Origin of the sequence: Flavobacterium sp. JP2137 (genome assembly GCF_050562195.1) — a bacterium.
Taxonomy (GTDB): domain Bacteria; phylum Bacteroidota; class Bacteroidia; order Flavobacteriales; family Flavobacteriaceae; genus Flavobacterium.
On the sequence record NZ_CP191647.1, the window covers coordinates 1,109,039 to 1,125,481 of the forward strand.

At 42.9% G+C, this 16,443-nt stretch carries 14 protein-coding genes; 4 read left to right on the plus strand and 10 right to left on the minus strand.

The genetic code is table 11. The features are described 5' to 3' along the window. The first annotated feature begins 80 nt into the window (after positions 1-80). Positions 81-1,742 carry a DUF4139 domain-containing protein gene (locus tag ACQZ43_RS04845; RefSeq protein ID WP_430614823.1) on the plus strand — a complete coding sequence of 554 codons (1,662 nt, stop codon included), beginning with the start codon at positions 81-83 and terminating at the stop codon, positions 1,740-1,742. Positions 1,743-1,822: 80 nt separating this feature from the next. Then, on the plus strand, positions 1,823-2,335 hold the full coding sequence (locus tag ACQZ43_RS04850; RefSeq protein WP_430614824.1) for a DUF421 domain-containing protein: 513 nt from the start codon (positions 1,823-1,825) through the stop codon (positions 2,333-2,335). A gap of 226 nt (positions 2,336-2,561) precedes the next feature. Here the strand turns inward: ACQZ43_RS04850 and ACQZ43_RS04855 are convergent, their stop codons facing one another. The 4 genes from ACQZ43_RS04855 to ACQZ43_RS04870 all read right to left on the minus strand — a co-directional run bounded on the left by ACQZ43_RS04855 (position 2,562) and on the right by ACQZ43_RS04870 (position 6,050). Then, complete coding sequence (locus tag ACQZ43_RS04855; RefSeq protein ID WP_430614825.1) at positions 2,562-2,753, minus strand: CsbD family protein; 192 nt, start codon at positions 2,751-2,753, stop codon at positions 2,562-2,564. 212 nt (positions 2,754-2,965) lie between these two features. Next, positions 2,966-4,273, minus strand: a complete 1,308-nt coding sequence (locus ACQZ43_RS04860) for a mechanosensitive ion channel family protein (protein ID WP_430614826.1) — start codon at positions 4,271-4,273, stop codon at positions 2,966-2,968. Positions 4,274-4,368: 95 nt separating this feature from the next. Next, complete coding sequence (locus tag ACQZ43_RS04865; RefSeq protein WP_430614827.1) at positions 4,369-5,271, minus strand: OmpA family protein; 903 nt, start codon at positions 5,269-5,271, stop codon at positions 4,369-4,371. A gap of 14 nt (positions 5,272-5,285) precedes the next feature. Further along, positions 5,286-6,050, minus strand: a complete 765-nt coding sequence (locus tag ACQZ43_RS04870) for an exodeoxyribonuclease III (protein WP_430614828.1) — start codon at positions 6,048-6,050, stop codon at positions 5,286-5,288. Positions 6,051-6,243: 193 nt separating this feature from the next. Between ACQZ43_RS04870 and ACQZ43_RS04875 the strand changes: the two genes are divergently transcribed. Beyond that, on the plus strand, positions 6,244-8,043 hold the full coding sequence (locus tag ACQZ43_RS04875) for a GNAT family N-acyltransferase (RefSeq protein ID WP_430614829.1): 1,800 nt from the start codon (positions 6,244-6,246) through the stop codon (positions 8,041-8,043). 91 nt (positions 8,044-8,134) lie between these two features. Here the strand turns inward: ACQZ43_RS04875 and ACQZ43_RS04880 are convergent, their stop codons facing one another. From ACQZ43_RS04880 to serS, 6 genes are all read right to left on the minus strand, one after another. Beyond that, the gene (locus ACQZ43_RS04880) at positions 8,135-8,908 is read right to left on the minus strand and encodes a GLPGLI family protein (protein ID WP_430614830.1); all 774 of its coding nucleotides are present in this window, start codon (positions 8,906-8,908) and stop codon (positions 8,135-8,137) included. Positions 8,909-9,379: 471 nt separating this feature from the next. After that, positions 9,380-10,354 carry a 2-hydroxyacid dehydrogenase gene (locus tag ACQZ43_RS04885; RefSeq protein WP_430614831.1) on the minus strand — a complete coding sequence of 325 codons (975 nt, stop codon included), beginning with the start codon at positions 10,352-10,354 and terminating at the stop codon, positions 9,380-9,382. Positions 10,355-10,399: 45 nt separating this feature from the next. Then, positions 10,400-11,752, minus strand: coding sequence for a magnesium transporter (gene mgtE / locus ACQZ43_RS04890; RefSeq protein WP_430614832.1), 1,353 nt, complete (start codon positions 11,750-11,752; stop codon positions 10,400-10,402). Next, entirely contained in the window at positions 11,742-12,521 is a 780-nt protein-coding gene (gene rsmA, locus ACQZ43_RS04895) for a 16S rRNA (adenine(1518)-N(6)/adenine(1519)-N(6))-dimethyltransferase RsmA (RefSeq protein ID WP_430614834.1), read from the minus strand. The genes mgtE and rsmA overlap by 11 nt, the downstream gene beginning before the upstream one ends. Positions 12,522-12,533: 12 nt before the next feature. After that, complete coding sequence (locus tag ACQZ43_RS04900; RefSeq protein ID WP_430614835.1) at positions 12,534-12,845, minus strand: DUF4286 family protein; 312 nt, start codon at positions 12,843-12,845, stop codon at positions 12,534-12,536. A gap of 158 nt (positions 12,846-13,003) precedes the next feature. Further along, complete coding sequence (gene serS, locus ACQZ43_RS04905; RefSeq protein WP_430614836.1) at positions 13,004-14,275, minus strand: serine--tRNA ligase; 1,272 nt, start codon at positions 14,273-14,275, stop codon at positions 13,004-13,006. A gap of 202 nt (positions 14,276-14,477) precedes the next feature. On the opposite strand from serS, the gene ACQZ43_RS04910 reads away from it, so the two are divergent. Continuing rightward, on the plus strand, positions 14,478-16,397 hold the full coding sequence (locus tag ACQZ43_RS04910; RefSeq protein ID WP_430614837.1) for a M1 family aminopeptidase: 1,920 nt from the start codon (positions 14,478-14,480) through the stop codon (positions 16,395-16,397). Positions 16,398-16,443: the final 46 nt, after the last annotated feature.

The window sequence follows — 16,443 nt, forward strand, 5'->3', positions numbered from 1 at the left end:
TAAGGGCGAAGCGAAGCAGTACCCAATGGGACCGTGCCGTATAGCGCCAAATCTAACGATACTTAAACAACGACGACGATATGAAACACTTGATGACCCTTTTTGCCCTGAGCTTAATCGGCTTTAACAGCTGGGCTCAAAAACCTCTTTTTACCCCAGCCAAGTTGGAAGCCGCTCGGGTGTATTACAACGGTGCCGAAATGACCCAAAACGCTGCGCTCAACCTGCCCAAGGGAAATTCGGAAGTCGTGATTACCAATATTGCCAACAGCCTTAATGAAAACAGCATTCAAATAGGCTCTACCAAAGACGTTACCGTGATGTCGGTACAGTTTTCCAATGCCTATATCGAAGAATACGACAACGCGCATAATTCGCCTTTGACCAAGCCCTTGCGCGACAGTATAGCGGCGGTCGAAATCAAATTGGAAATGATGACCAATTCGATCAATGCCGACTTAAAAACCGTGCAGTTGCTCGATAATTCGACCTATAGTGAAAGCAAAAAAGAATTTGCACTTTCGGAAATGTCTAAATGGGTCGATTATTATAAAAATAAACGCCAAGAGTTGGAAAACGGCATTTACCACAAGAAGAAGGAAAAGGAAAAAATAGAGTTGCATTGGAACAACCTCAAATCCAAATTGAATTTCGGCTTGGACGATACCGATAAAACCAGCAACGGCAAGCTGATACTGCAGGTGATGAACAACAAAGCCGGTACGGTGCCTTTTCAAATTAATTACGTGACCAATAACGCCCAATGGGTGCCGTTTTACGATCTGAGAATCGATAAGATCAACCAGCCTATCAAAGTGATGTATAAGGCACAATTGGTTCAAACCTCTGGAGTAGATTGGAGAAATGTTAAATTGAGACTGACATCGGGGGTCGTTAATCAAACAAATCGTACACCGACCTGGAATAGGTGGTTTGTCGATTATGAACCGGAAATGTCAGCAGACGGAATAGTGATTAATACCCAAGCACCCGCTATGAAGAGAACTTATACTGGAGCGGCATCGCGTATTTCTGCAGATGAAGTAAATAGGTCCAATTACGCTCCTCCGGCAGAGCAAGTCTCTTATCGCGAGCGCCAGACGATTGCCGAGTATACCAGTGTCAATATCAGTCAACTCAACGTGACTTTTGACATCGATATACCCTATACCATATTGACGAACGGCAAAAGACACAGTGTCGATTTAAAGAACTTTGAACTGCCTGCTACCTATTTGTATTACAGCGCACCCAAATTGGATTTAAACGCGTATTTGGTGGCGACGGTTAAAGATTATGGCAGCTTTAACTTACTGCCCGGAGAGGCCAATGTCATCTTTGATGGCATGCACGTAGGCAAAACCCAACTCAATACCGAAAATTCGGAAGAAGAGCTGAAATTGAACCTGGGGAAAGATACCAAAATCGGTTTAACCCGGACTTTAATCGCCGATAAATCGGGTACTAAAACCTTGTCCTCTAAAAAAACACAGCAATTTGTTTACGACATTAGCGTTAGAAATAACAAACAGGAGAGTGTGGAAATCAAAGTGGAAGATCAGTTTCCAATCAGTTCCAATTCGGATATTGAAATCGAATTGCTAGAGAAAGAGGAGGCAAGCATCGATAGCGAGAAAGGATTGTTGAGCTGGACCCTCAAGCTAAAACCCAACGAAACCAAGAAAATTCGTTTCAGTTATCAGCTGCGTTCCAATAAAGATAAAGCGATTATAGGATTTTAATGCTATAATTGACTGTGAGTATAAACCAGCGCTATAAGCGCTGGTTTTTTTATTATATTTAGTTATAAATACAAAAAATTATGAACGCCTATTTAGATATCGTATTGCGCAGTGCGGCGGTCTATTTTTTTATGATTATCGCCTTGCGAATTTTTGGAAAAAAAGAATTGTCGCAATTGAATACAGCCGATGTGATTTTAATACTATTGATCAGCAACTCGGTTCAGAATGCGATGGTGGGAAGTGATTCAAGCCTTAGTGGCGGTTTGCTGGCGGCTTTAGTGCTGTTTGTAGTCAATTATGGATTAAAGAAATGGATGTTTAAGAGCGACAAACTTCGCAATTTGTTACAACAGAAACCCGAAATTTTAATCCACGACGGACAGGTCGATTTCGCGATGGCTGCCAAACTGGGAATCACCTCGGAGGAGTTAACCGAAGCCATGCACGAACATGGGGTGGAATACTTTAAACAGGTCAAGTTGGCCATGCTGGAAATCGATGGGAATATCAGCATTATCACCGGCGATAAAAACCTGAGGCAAACCCATTTTAAACGCAAACACCTGCGAAAAAACTTTGTCGGAAATTGAAGGGAGTTTTCTACTGCTAGCGATATTGCAAAGCAACCACAAACGCTGTGCTTTATCAGCAAAATGCGCTGGTAGTTCGTAGTTCCACCGGCTTATAGGTTGAAATGAGAAACAGCTGGGGTTTGTACCTAAAAATGACGAGGTGATTTTAAACAAAAAGAAGCTGTCCTTTTGAGACAGCCTCTTCGTTTGATTTAAAGTTTAAAAAGCTTTCTTTTGGAAGTTTTTACGATTTCCAATTGCGGACTTCATCTTCTATTTCCTCTCTGGTTTTCCCAGACTTCTCTTGTAATTTTCCCAAGATTTCATCAAACTTTCCTTCGGCCAATACCTGATCATCATCAAACCATTCGCCGTATTTTTGTTTGAATGCGCCTTTAACTTGGTTCCATTTTCCTTCTAATTCTTGCTTGTTCATAGTTTTGTTTTTTGATTAGTATTTTAAAATTAATCAATTTAATTTCCATTAGGTGTTAATTTAATGCTAATTAAATAATATTTAATCGTAAAAAACAGTAAAAGCTACTTTTGATAAAACTCAAAATAGCGGTCAATCGCAGGTCAATAGTCGTTTGGAAAACAAGTAAAAAAGAAGCGGCTGTCTTTTGCGGCAGCCGCTATTTAGCTTGTTTAGTATTTGTCTTTTAAGCTTCGCAAATCATCGGAAGCCGGAAGTTCGAAAACCTCTAGTTTAAAGTATTTAATCGAAGCCAAAAGGTGGTCGAACAAATCGGCCATAATGGTTTCGTAGTTCGCCCATCGAATGTCGTTAGTAAACATATAGAGCTCGATAGGCAGTCCGTGTTCGGTCGGATGTAATTGGCGCACCATCAGGGTCATGTCTTTGTGAATACCGGGGTTTTGCTGTGAATACCGCGTAATATAGGCGCGAAACAAACCGACATTGGTCATTTTTCGCCCGTTTACCGGCATAGACGGGTCGGCTTGGGTTTTGGTGTTGTACTGTTGTATCTCGGCGGTGCGCTCTTCGATATAGGGAGCGAGAATTTGAATTTTTCTCAATTCGTCAATCTCATCGGCCTCCAAAAAGCGGATCGACGATATCTTGACATTGATCGATCGCTTGATTCGACGCCCTCCGGAAACCTCCATACCGCGGTAGTTTTTAAAGGAGTCTGTAATGAGCAAATAGGTGGGAATCGTCGTAATGGTTTTGTCGAAATTCTGTATTTTAACGGTGTTTAAGTTGATTTGGGTTACCGTTCCATCGGCTCCGAATTTACTCATCTCTATCCAGTCTCCGACGCGAACCATATCGTTGGATGAAACCTGTATACTGGCTACAAATCCCATGATGGTATCTTTGAAAACCAACATCAGTATGGCCGATGCTGCACCCAGTGAAAGGATAAATGCCATAGGCGAGGTTCCGGTCAATATCGAGAAGATTCCAATACCCGCTATAAAGTACAAAAAGATGGTTACGACCTGTAAGTAGCTGTCCAAGGGTTTGTCTTCCATGGATTTTAGCGTTCGAGCAAAGTCGCGAATACTCTTGAGAATCGATTGAATAAACAAGGTAATCGCTATGACGAGTATCACATGGGTGGCCTTTTCGGTAAAGTTGGTCAGGTTGGGAAAACCGACAAAGATGATCGGAAACAAAATCTTGGCGATGATCAAGGGGATGATGTGGGTAAAGTAATCAAATACCTTGTTGTGAACCAAGATGTCGTCCAAATTGGTTTTGCTCTTTAGAATAAAGGTCTTGACCAGTCTTAACAAAACGTTTCTGATGATGTAATCCACTACATACAATAGAGCGGAAACCACGACCAAAAGTATGATGGCCGTAAAAAAATGCGTGTAATAATTCGATAATCCCCAGGAGTGAAATTGGTCAAAAGTCCATTGGTAAATGAAACTGATGGTTTCCGCATCGATAATCTCTAGGGGCGTAGTAGTATTTTGGCTCATAGTTTAATTTTTTTAAGGTGAATACAGGTTTGTTTGGTGAAGGGATAAGAGCGGAATACCGGGGGTTTTCCGCTCTGACTTAAAGGGGTGTAGTTTTATAAATCGTTCAGCATTTTGCTGATTTCATCGAGTTTAGGTGATAAGATCACTTCAATACGGCGGTTTTTCGCCTTGCCTTCTGCCGATGCATTGCTGGCCAAAGGAGCGTATTCGCTGCGTCCGGCAGCGGTTAAATTCTTTTTGTCGATGCGGTTGTTTTCCGCCAAGAGGTTGACGATAGTCGTGGCGCGCTTGGTCGACAAATCCCAGTTGTCTTCGATACCGCCGCCTAAAGCACCCAGTATTTTATCGTTGTCGGTATGTCCTTCGATCAAAACCGATATGTCTGGATTGGTGGCCAAAACCTTGCCCAACTCTTCAACGGCGGTTTTTCCGTCGGGATTCACTGCCCAACTGCCCGATTTAAACAGCAATTTGTTTTCCATGGAAACGTAGACCTTTCCATTTTTGTGCTCTATGGTCAAACCTTTTCCCTCAAAGTTGTTCAGCGCTCTGGACAAGTTGTCTTTCAGTTTTTTCATCTGATTTTCCTGAGCGGCAATTTTTCCTTCGAGCTCGGTAACGCGATTGGAGCGTTCCTCCAGTTCCAATTTGAGTTTGTTCAATCGCTCGGCTTCTGCTTTTAGCGCTGCTGCACTGCTTTTCTCCAAGGTGGAATACGAATCGGTAAGCGTGCTCAAAGTGCCTTGGGCTGCGGAAATCTCCGCGTTTAATTGGTCGCGTTCTTCTTCGAGCTGGGCCAATTGTTCCTGGAGCTTTTGACGCTCTTTTTCCAACAGAGAGCGGTCGCCACTCAGGCTTTCCAGCTCTTCGGACAAGCGGTTGTTGTCCTGTTGGGCCGTTTCGTATTGTCCATTGAGCTCGTTGTACAGGCGTCTCGAGACGCAAGAACTCAACAGGGAAACGCCAAGGAGACCGAGGGCTATTTTTTTAATCATGTTTTTTTAGCATTTTAAGGTTCTATTTCTATTAGTATCGGACAGTGATCGGAGTGCTTGGCCTCGGGTAATATACAAGCCCTGGTAATGCGGCTTCGCAGCGATTCGGTCGTCAGGTGGTAATCGATGCGCCATCCCTTGTTGTTGTTTCGCGCATTGGCGCGATAACTCCACCAGCTGTAGTGATGCGGGTCTTGATTAAACAACCTAAAGCTGTCTACAAAACCGCTTTTCATAAAATTGTCCAACCACAACCGCTCTTGGGGTAGGAAACCCGAAACCTTGGCGTTGCGAACGGGGTCGTGTATGTCGATGGCCTCGTGACAAATGTTGTAGTCGCCGCAAATCAGCAAATTCGGAACGGTCAAAACCAACTGGTCCACATAAAGTTGAAAGTCGTCCATATACTGAAACTTGTGTCCCAGGCGCTCGATATTGGTTCCCGATGGCAAATACAACGACATGATTGAAAGCCCTTCAAAATCAACGCGAAGATTTCTGCCTTCATAGTCCATATACTCAATACCCGTGCCATAAACCACGTTTTTGGGTTCGGTTTTGCACAAAATGGCTACACCGCTATATCCCTTCTTTTGCGCGGGATAATAATACTGAAACGGATAGCCTGCCGCGGCGATTTCTACTGTGGGAATTTGCGATTCCATTGCCTTGATTTCTTGTAGGCAAATCACATCGGGATTTGCCGCTTGTAGCCAATCTAGAAAACCTTTGGTAATGGCGGCGCGAATGCCATTTACATTGTAAGAAATAACTTTCATTTTAAAATTGTTTGTTCCCTCAAAAATAGAGAAAAAAAACACAGCAGTTTTTCTAATTAGCTTTTTTGACAATAATAATGTAGATTTAAAAATTATATAAAGGGTTTTTAGATAAATTACTACTTTAGTTTATTTAAAACAAAAATGCTTAAACAAAGAATTAGTATATTTGCTTGGATTAATAATATAATGGATGGGGCTAGTTACAGCAAAGGAAGTTGCCAAGGCAATTAAGGTGGATAAATATGGTTTTTTAGGTACTTTTTCGGGTTGGTTATTGATGAAAGTGCTTAAGATTTCCACGTTAAATGATATCTATGATAGAAATAAACATTTGTCTGATGTAGCTTTTTTAAACGCCATTTTAGACGAATTCAAGATTGAATTTGAGATTAACCCAGAAGAGTTAAAAAGACTGCCTAAAGAAGGGCCTTATATCACTATTTCCAATCATCCTCTAGGGGGGATTGACGGTATATTGTTGCTGAAATTGATGTTGGAGCGAGATCCGGATTTTAAGATTATCGCCAATTTCCTATTGGAGCGAATCGAACCGCTAAAACCTTTTGTAATGCCGGTGAATCCCTTTGAAAACCACAAAGAGGCCAAATCGAGTATGCTGGGAGTCAAGGAAACCCTTAGGCACTTAAGCGAGGGCAAACCCTTGGGGATGTTTCCCGCCGGAGAGGTTTCTACCTATAAAGACGACAAGCTTTTGGTAGACAAACCCTGGGAGGAAGGGGCCATCAAATTGATTAAAAAAGCAAATGTTCCCGTAGTACCCATATATTTTCACGCCAAAAACAGTAGATTGTTCTATTTTCTTTCCAAGATCAATCCGACCCTAAGAACGGCAAAACTCCCTTCGGAGCTCCTCACTCAAAAAGACCGCGTGATCAAAGTGAGAATCGGTAAGCCGATTTCGGTTGCCGAACAAAACGAACATAAAGAAGTGGCCGATTACGGTAACTTCCTACGACATAAAACCTATTTATTGGCCAATGCCTATAAAAATGACACGATGAAACTGTTGAATGTATCGTCGTTTAAATTGCCCAAAACCCCCAAGGAAATCGCCAATCCCGCCAGACAGGAAAGCATATTGAAAGAGATCGATTTGCTGCGTAAGGACGATTGCCGCTTGCTGCAAAGCAAGAACTATGAGGTGTTTTTGGTTACGGCAGATAAAATTCCGCAAATCCTACACGAACTCGGCAGACTGCGCGAGATCACCTTTAGAGAAGTGGGCGAGGGAACCAACAATTCCCTGGATTTGGACAAATACGATTTGTATTACCACCACATGTTTTTGTGGGACGAGCAGTCACAGCAAATTGCAGGTGCCTACAGAATGGGTTTGGGATCGGAAATCTTTCCCAAACACGGAATCTCCGGATTTTACCTACACGAGCTCTTTCGTTTTGAATCGGAATTGCACGAGATGATGTCGAAATCTATAGAGATGGGACGCGCCTTTATCATTAAGGAATACCAACAAAAACCCATGCCGCTGTTTTTGCTGTGGAAGGGCATTGTACATACCACCTTGCGCTACCCCGACCACAAATACCTGATCGGAGGCGTGAGTATTAGTAATCAGTTTTCGGATTTTTCCAAATCCCTGATGATTGAATTTATGAAATCGCATTATTACGACCCTTATGTGGCGCAATATATTTCGCCTAAAATGGAATATAAAGTCAAGCTTAAGGATGCCGATAAGGATTTTGTATTTAATGAAACCGAAGCCGATTTAAATAAATTTGACCGTATTATCGACGATGTAGAACCGGGTAATTTGCGATTACCGGTATTGATTAAAAAATACATCAAACAAAACGCTCGTGTAGTGGCTTTCAATGTGGATCCACTATTTAATAATGCCGTTGACGGTTTAATGTATATCCGAATTGCCGATTTACCCGAAAGTACTGTAAAACCAGTTATGGAAGAGTTTCAAGCGGAGTTGGAAAGAAAGATGACCGACGACTAGGGCGAATAGCATTTGTCCTTGATATGAAATTGTAGCGTAAATGTTTGTAAAAAAAGCATCCTAGTACCTGCCCATGTACTAGGATGCTTTTTTAGTCATAAGTAAGTTCCAGTTGCTTTTTAAAGAGTTCCTTTGAATTGCTTTCGGAGCTGATTATTTCAAGATCCTTAGGTAGCTGTGATGAAAATACCTGGTCTTCCAATTTAATCTCGTGGTGAAAAGCCTCTGAAAAGTTTTTTAAGGAAATAGCACCTTTGTTCAGATCAAAGCGCAGCGGTAGTCCTTTTAGCATTTCTTTTTTTATGCCAGTGAGATACCAGCTGTTGTGGTCGTTTTCTTCTGTTATAACAAACGCCAAACCCGGTAAATTGTTGAGTTTCCAAGGTCCGATGGAGATGGGATAATCGAGGGAGTACCAAGCGGTATAAGTACGACCTCGAAAAGCCATTGTCGCTTTGTGTAGCGTTTGATTGTCAATGATCTTCGTTTCCTGGTGTAGTTGCCAGCGCATTTTAGGGATAGGCTCTTTTATCAGATACGGTTTTTTCCATGGAACGACCCGCGAATACAACGTGTTCCCATCGAAATCGGAATAAAAAAACTGATCTGTATTTCCCGTGTTTTTGTCTTTTACTACAATGACTTTACCCAGCTCCTTGGGGAATTCCAAATCTTTAGTGAATTGATAGGGTCCCAGCTGATAGTAAGCTGTCTTCTGGTCGGGACTCAGGTATAAGAGGTCTTCGGTTACCGCTGGCCGATCTAAATTGTGATGGCCCATGTAGCTAATTACATAATATTCCTGTTGCGGATAGATAGCGGTAGCGAATAGCAGTGCGTGTATGAGGTGTAGTCTATGCATCATCTCCTTTTTTAGTATTAATTAAAATATTCATCAAACAGCTGTGCTGTTTCAGATTGGGTTCCACCGTCTTTTTTTGCGGTAGCGGTTTACAATCCGTGCTGTTCCAACAGGATTCAGAGGAGCTAAATAAACCACGTAAAAGTTGGATTTTTTTAAATCCCCTTTGGAACGGATTCGTCGTGTTGGTCTGCTGCGAATTGTACTGTTACTAACGAATGCATTGCTATACTTAGGATTGTTTTCTTCATACTGACATTAACGTTGAGGTATTTCAAAAATAATATTTTTTTTAAAAAAAGCCGCTTGGTTTGTGTTAATGTTTAAGTGTTAATCACTGGTATTCAGCGTGTTGTGTTTTGTTATGTATTGCGAATATTGCGAAATTTTGTCTGTCATTAGGCTGCTTACGTGACTATTTGCAGTTGACTTTGGTCATTTTTTGTAAAGGCGAATTGCATTCGCCTTTATTCGCTATAGTAACGGTAAAAAACTGGCTTGTAAAGCTTTGATTTTATCGGTGATAACTTGCGCTAATTTTTCTTTGCTTTCCTTGGTCCAGCCGGCAATATGTGGCGATAGTAATACCCGATCTGATTGGATTAAATACTGTAGGGGTTCTGGGAGTACCGTTTCCTGAAACAGGTTTTCGAAGGATGATTTTTCGTATTCCAATACATCTAGACCGGCTCCGAGTACGATACCCGATTGTAGGCATGCTACTAAATCTGCTGTGTTTACCGATTTTCCTCTAGCGGTATTGATCAAGTAAATGGGTTTGGATAATTTGCTTAGAAATTCTTTATTGATCAGATTTAGCGTATCGGGCGTTTCCGGAGTGTGTAAACTCAAAATGTCGATGTCGCGTTGGAATTGTTCCAGGCTCACTTGCGTGGCATTTTCATTGCCGACAGCCTCTTGAATGTCGTAGCAAATCACTTGACAGTTAAAGCCTTTTAAACGTTGTGCGAAGGCTTTTCCCATGTGTCCATAACCGATGATTCCCACGGTTTTTCCTTCGATTTCCACGCCTCTATTGCCCTCTCTGATCCAAATGCCCTGACGCACTTCGCGGTCTGCCAAATTTAGTTTATTCATCAGCGACAGCAGCATGCCCATTGCGTGCTCGCCCACTGCGGTGCTGTTGCCTTCCGGTGCAGCGATGAGCGAGATGTTTTTGGAAGCGGCATAATCGCAGTCGATGTTTTCCAGTCCCGCTCCCACACGCGCGATAAACTTCAATTGAGTCGCGGCATCTATAAAGCTGCGGTCTATTTTAAAACGGCTTCGAATCACTATACCGTCGTAGTCGGCAATCTTTTGTTCGACGATCTCTTTCGACGAGGTATAATCACAGTCGTTGATAAAACCGGCTTGTTCCAATTGCTCCATCATCAGGGGATGGTTGCTGTCTAAGTGTAAAATTCTAGATGTTCGAAGTGTTTGCATAATACTAAAGTTATAAACGCTCGCACTTAAGCGCTGTTGGTGAAATTAAAACCCCAATATGACCTTGGCAATAGAAAAGTAAATCAGGATTCCGAAAATGTCGTTACTCGTGGTGATAAAAGGCCCAGTGGCTAATGCGGGGTCTATGCCGTATTTGTTTAGGAATATAGGTACAAAGGTACCGATGAGACTCGCTATCACGATTACGCTGATCAAGGCTATGGAAACGGTGATACCGATGATGTAGTCGACATCCAATAAAAAGTGACTGCCCACCATCAATAAAATCGCCAGTAAAAAGCCGTTAAACAGGCTAAGTGTTACCTCTTTGAGCAAGCGACGCCATATAGAACCGGTAATGGTATTGTTGGCCAAGCCCTGAACGATAATGGCAGAGGATTGTACCCCTACATTACCGGCCATAGCCGCAATGAGCGGGGTAAAGAAAAATAAAATTCTGAATTTCTCCATCGCGCCTTCAAAACTTCGGGATACATTAACGGCGATAAAACCGCCAATCATCGCCAAAATCAACCAAGGAATGCGCGCACGGGTTAATACCAGTATGCTGTCATTGGCTTCCACGTCTTGAGAGATACCCGCTGCCAACTGATAATCTTTATCGGCTTCTTCTTTGATGACGTCCAAGACGTCGTCTATGGTAATTCGCCCCAAAAGACGCCCCATCTCATCCACCACGGGTATGGCTTCTAAATCGTATTTTTGCATGATTCGAGCCACTTCTATATCCTTGGCATTGACGTTGACAGAGTCTACCTTCGGAATGTATACATCGCTGATGTGACTGGTGGTTGAGGTGGTCAATAAGTCCTTTAACGACAAGCGGCCTTTAAGGCGATTTTCGTCGTCTACCACATAGATGGAATGCACGCGTGAAATGTGTTCGGCCTGCTTGCGCATCTCCTTGACACAGGTGAGTACCGACCAATTCTCATTGACCGACACCAATTCTTTTCCCATCAATCCACCCGCGGTATCCTCGTCGTAGCGCAGTAAGTCGACGATGTCTTTGGCGTGTTCGATGTCTTCTAACTCCGAGATTACCTCTTGCTTTTTATCGGCAGAGAGTTCCGAGATAATGTCTACGGCATCATCGGTATCGAGTTCGTCTAACTCCTCGGCAATTTCTTTGGCAGATAGGTTGCTTAAAATCTTTTCGCGAACCTCTTCGTCGAGCTCTAACAAGACCTCCGAGGTGACTTCGCTATCTAAGAGATTAAAGATATAGTTGGTGCTTTCCTGAGAAAGCTCGTTCATTATTTCGGCAATATCGGCATAGTGGAATTCCTTTAGCTGTTCTAAAAGTTCCAGTTCTCTTCCTTCAGATATTAAATCTTCAATTTCTTGAATGGATTCTTTACTGATTTTAAATTCCATCGGCAGTTATTTTCTGAGTGATAGCTATAAATTGTTCTACACTGAGTTGCTCGGGACGCAAATTGAAAATTTCGTCGGCGCGCAATTCTTCGGACAGATTCATCGATTTTAAACTGTTTCTCAAGGTTTTTCTACGTTGATTAAAGGCGGTTTTTACCACGGTAAAAAAGCGCTTCTCGTCGCAGGGCAAGGTGTAGTTTTCCTTGCGCTTCATGCGCAATACTCCAGATTTTACTTTTGGAGGCGGACTAAAAACCGTTTCCGATACCGTAAACAAATACTCGGTATCGTAAAACGCCTGAGTCAATACAGACAAGATCCCGTAGGCCTTAGTTCCCTTTTTCTCGCAGATGCGCTGGGCCACTTCCTTTTGGAACATTCCGGAAAACTCCGGGATATATGCACGCAATTCTAAGGTCTTAAATACAATCTGGGTAGATATATTATAAGGGAAATTTCCGATAATGGCAAATTGCTCCTGCTTCATGGCAGAGGTAATGTCAAAACGCAGAAAATCTTCACTAAAGATATGATCGTGTAGCTTGGGGTAATGGGTGTTTAAATACGCGACAGAGTCGCGATCGATTTCAACCACAAAGGTCTCCACCGGTTTATCCAGTAAATACTTGGTTAATACGCCCATACCCGGTCCGATTTCCAGTATTTTATTATATCCTTCTAGACGTAAGGTGTCAGCAATTTGTTTTGCAATGCTCTCGTCGATCAAAAAATGCTGGCCTAAGTGTTTTTTGGCTCTTACTTTGTCCATAGTGTAAGGATTTTAATGTTCGCTAATAATCTCTAATTCTGTTTTAAACGTCAGCATTTTATCGCCATAAAGACGCAATGCTTGCTGTTCCAATCGCGCAGCATCTTCGAGATAAAAGCGATTTAGGGTTTCTCGGTCTTGGGTCGTAAACTGTACAGAATACGTCACGCCTCCCATTTCTTCTTCTACCAGTACTTTTACCATGCGAGCGGAGTCGAATTTTCCCGTTGCTAAGGTGTCGGTAATGTGTTGGGTTTGCATCCAGTGCAGCCATTGATCGTGAACGCTTTCGTGGATATTAATAGTCAGATTGTATACAATCATTTGGAAAGATATTAGTGCAGCCCGCAGCTCACAGTGTACACAAACTATACCAAAAAAGTATAGCACAGCGGTCGTGTGAAAAGACAAGCGGCGTTTATAAAGACTAAAGCACCATTTTTCAGATTTAAACTTAGAATGATGCTTTAGCGTGTTTTTGTTTAGTCGATAAGGTCGAAACCGGTATACGGTCGGAGTACCTCGGGAATAACAATTCCCGCTTCGGTCTGATAGTTTTCTAAGATTCCCGCCAATACTCTAGGTAGGGCTAGTGAACTTCCGTTGAGGGTATGAGCCAATTGGTTTTTCCCTTCCTGATCTCTAAATCGCAATTTCAATCGGTTGGACTGGAACGTTTCGAAGTTAGACACCGAACTGATTTCCAACCAACGGTCTTGAGCCGTTGAAAAGACCTCAAAATCGTAAGTCAACGCTGCGGTGAACCCCATATCGCCACCACATAATCTCAAAATGCGGTATGGCAGTTTTAATTCGTCTAAAATGCCCTTTACGTGTTCAACCATACCTTCCAGGGCTTGATAAGAACGATCCGGGTGTTCGATGCGTACGATTTCTACCTTGTCGAATTGATGCAGTCGGTTTAGTCCTCTAACATGAGCACCATACGAGCCCGCTTCTCTTCTAAAACAAGGAGTATACGCCGTGCAAAGCACGGGCAATTCGCTTTCTTGAAGGATGACATCTCTAAAAAGATTGGTCACCGGTACCTCTGCAGTGGGAATCAAATACAAATCATCCACACCCACGTGATACATCTGTCCTTCCTTGTCTGGCAACTGTCCGGTACCGTATCCAGAAGCTTCGTTGATCAAATGTGGTACCTGGTACTCGCGGTATCCCGCTTCGGTGTTTTTGTCCAAGAAATACGCGATTAAAGCCCTTTGTAATTTGGCTCCCTTGCCCTTGTAAACAGGGAATCCGGCACCGGTGATTTTTACACCGAGTTCAAAATCGATTAAATCGTATTTTTTTGCCAATTCCCAATGCGGTACGGCGCCCTCATGTAAAGTCGGAATGGTTCCCTTTTCGAATATCGTCGGGTTGTCTTCCGCTCCTTTTCCTTCGGGTACCGATGAATGTGGGAGATTGGGTAGTAAGTATAGTTTTTGCTGTAATTGCTCGGTAACGATATTTAAAGTTTCTGTGAGTTCCTTGCTCTGCTCTTTGAATTGAGCGGTTTTCTCCTTTAAAATCTCTGCTTTGGCCTTTTCGCCGTTTTTCATCAACTCACCAATGCTTTTCGATAGCTTATTGGATTCTGATAAAACGGTGTCTAATTCCACTTGGGTGCTTCGGCGTTTTTCGTCCAACACGACCACTTCGTTCACCAAATCGGCAACATCAAGATTTCGCTTGGCCAAGGCTTCCACGACCTGTTCTTGATTTTCTCTGATATAAGCTAGCTGTAACATGATTAAATAAATTAGTTAATGTGAGCAAATTTAGAAAATACTTTTCTAATCAACGAGAATTTATGTGCTTACTTCAAAGTATGCACTTCGTTTTTTTTAAAAGCACCCGTTTTTTTGACGCAAAATGCGTTTCTTTATGCCGTCTATTTAAGATACGGAAAATAATCTGTTTTTTTAATCCGTCAATTGTAAAATAATTCCGATGAAAAAAATTACCATACTTTTTGCTTTGTTGGTCGTCGTGGCCTCTTATGGGCAACAGCTTGCCGGTGGTGAACGCGATGCGCTGATACTAGGCGAGCGCAATAGAGCCGACGCTTTGCTGGCTTTTAATGCCAATCCCAATACGCAAAACTACGATATCGTATATCAGAAGTTAGATCTGCAGGTCGATCCGGGGGTGTATTATATCAAGGGAAAGGTTACGGCGCAATTCAAGGCTTTAGAGCCGATGAATGCCGTGGTTTTTGATCTTTCCAATAGGTTGAGGGTTGCGGCGGTAGAATCCGGTGGAAGCAGTCTGACTTTTACTCAAAATCAAAGCGACGAATTAACGGTTCAACTACCGGCCACTTTAGGCGTCGGCCAAGAGAAATCGGTGGTTATTACCTATGAAGGTGCTCCGTCAAGAGACCACGGAAGCTTTACGATCAGCACCCATTCGGAGGTCCCTATTCTATGGACGCTTTCACAGCCTTTTGGCGCGAGTGACTGGTGGCCGTGTAAACAGGATTTAACCGATAAAGTCGACCGTCTTGATGTGGTGATTACGGCGCCACAGCACTATAAGTCGGTTTCTAATGGCGTAGAAGTGAATCGGGTCAACAATGTCGATGGCACAGCAACCACGCATTTTCAACACGGATATCCGATTCCCGCATACTTGGTGGCCATAGCAGTAACCAACTATCAAATATATCAGCAGCATGCCGGTACAGCACCGGATGATTTTCCCATAGTAAACTATCTCTATCCCGAACACTACAATGTGCTGGTGCCGCAATTGCAGCAAACCATACCGATTATGAATTTGTTCGAGTCGCTTTTTGGAACCTATCCCTATGCCAATGAAAAATACGGACATGCCCAATTCGGTTGGGGCGGGGGTATGGAGCATGCCACGGTTTCTTTTATGGGGGCTTTCTCGCAGGGATTGGTAGCTCACGAGCTGGCCCATCAATGGTTTGGTGATAAGGTTACCTGCGGTTCGTGGCAGGATATTTGGATCAATGAGGGCTTTGCGGAATACGCTGCGGGTTTAGCAGTTCAGGAGTTACAAGGCGAAAATCAATTTAGAAATTGGAAGCAGAATCTAATCTATAGTGTGGTTTCTCAAAACGGGGGCAGCTTATACCTCACACCGGTGCAAGCTTTAAATTCCGACCGCATTTTTAGCAGTCGACTCACTTACAACAAAGGGGCGATGGTGGTGCACATGCTGCGCTATGTATTGGGCGATCAGGCCTTTTTTAACGGGATTAAAGCCTATTTAAACGATGTTAACTTGGCGTATAAACACGCTTATATACCCGATGTAAAAACGCATTTGGAAACGGCTTCAGGCCGAGATTTAACCGATTTCTTTGACCAATGGGTGTACGGTGAAGGCTTTCCTACCTACCGTGTAGAAGCGCAGCAAGCGGGAACTGCAGTAACGCTCAAAGTAACGCAAACCACCTCCTCGCCGAGTGTGCCCTTTTTTAAGATGCCCCTGGAAGTGCGCTTGCGCGGAACTTCGGGTAGTAGTAAAATAGTCACGCTAGACCAGACTACTTCAACTCAAGTCTTCGAAGTAACGGCAGATTTTACTGTACAATCCCTGGACGTCGATCCCGATATTCAGATCATATCGACCAACAATACGGGAACTTTGAGTATGGAAGCCGTGATTTTACCGCAAAACGAGGTCTTGGTATATCCCAATCCGGCCTTTACCGAAGTGTATGTCGATTTGCCCAGCGATTTTAGCCTGTCTAAAGTAGAAGTGTTCGACGAGAAAGGAGCGCTCGTGGGGACTTTTAAAGCGCAACTCCTGTCTATAGCGCATTTGGCCAAAGGAAAGTACCAGCTTACCATCACTACGACTAAAGGGGTTTTTCATAAATCTATTATAAAACTCTAGTCAAAATAAAAATAAGGGCATTTAGTAAAACTAATATTTTACTTTT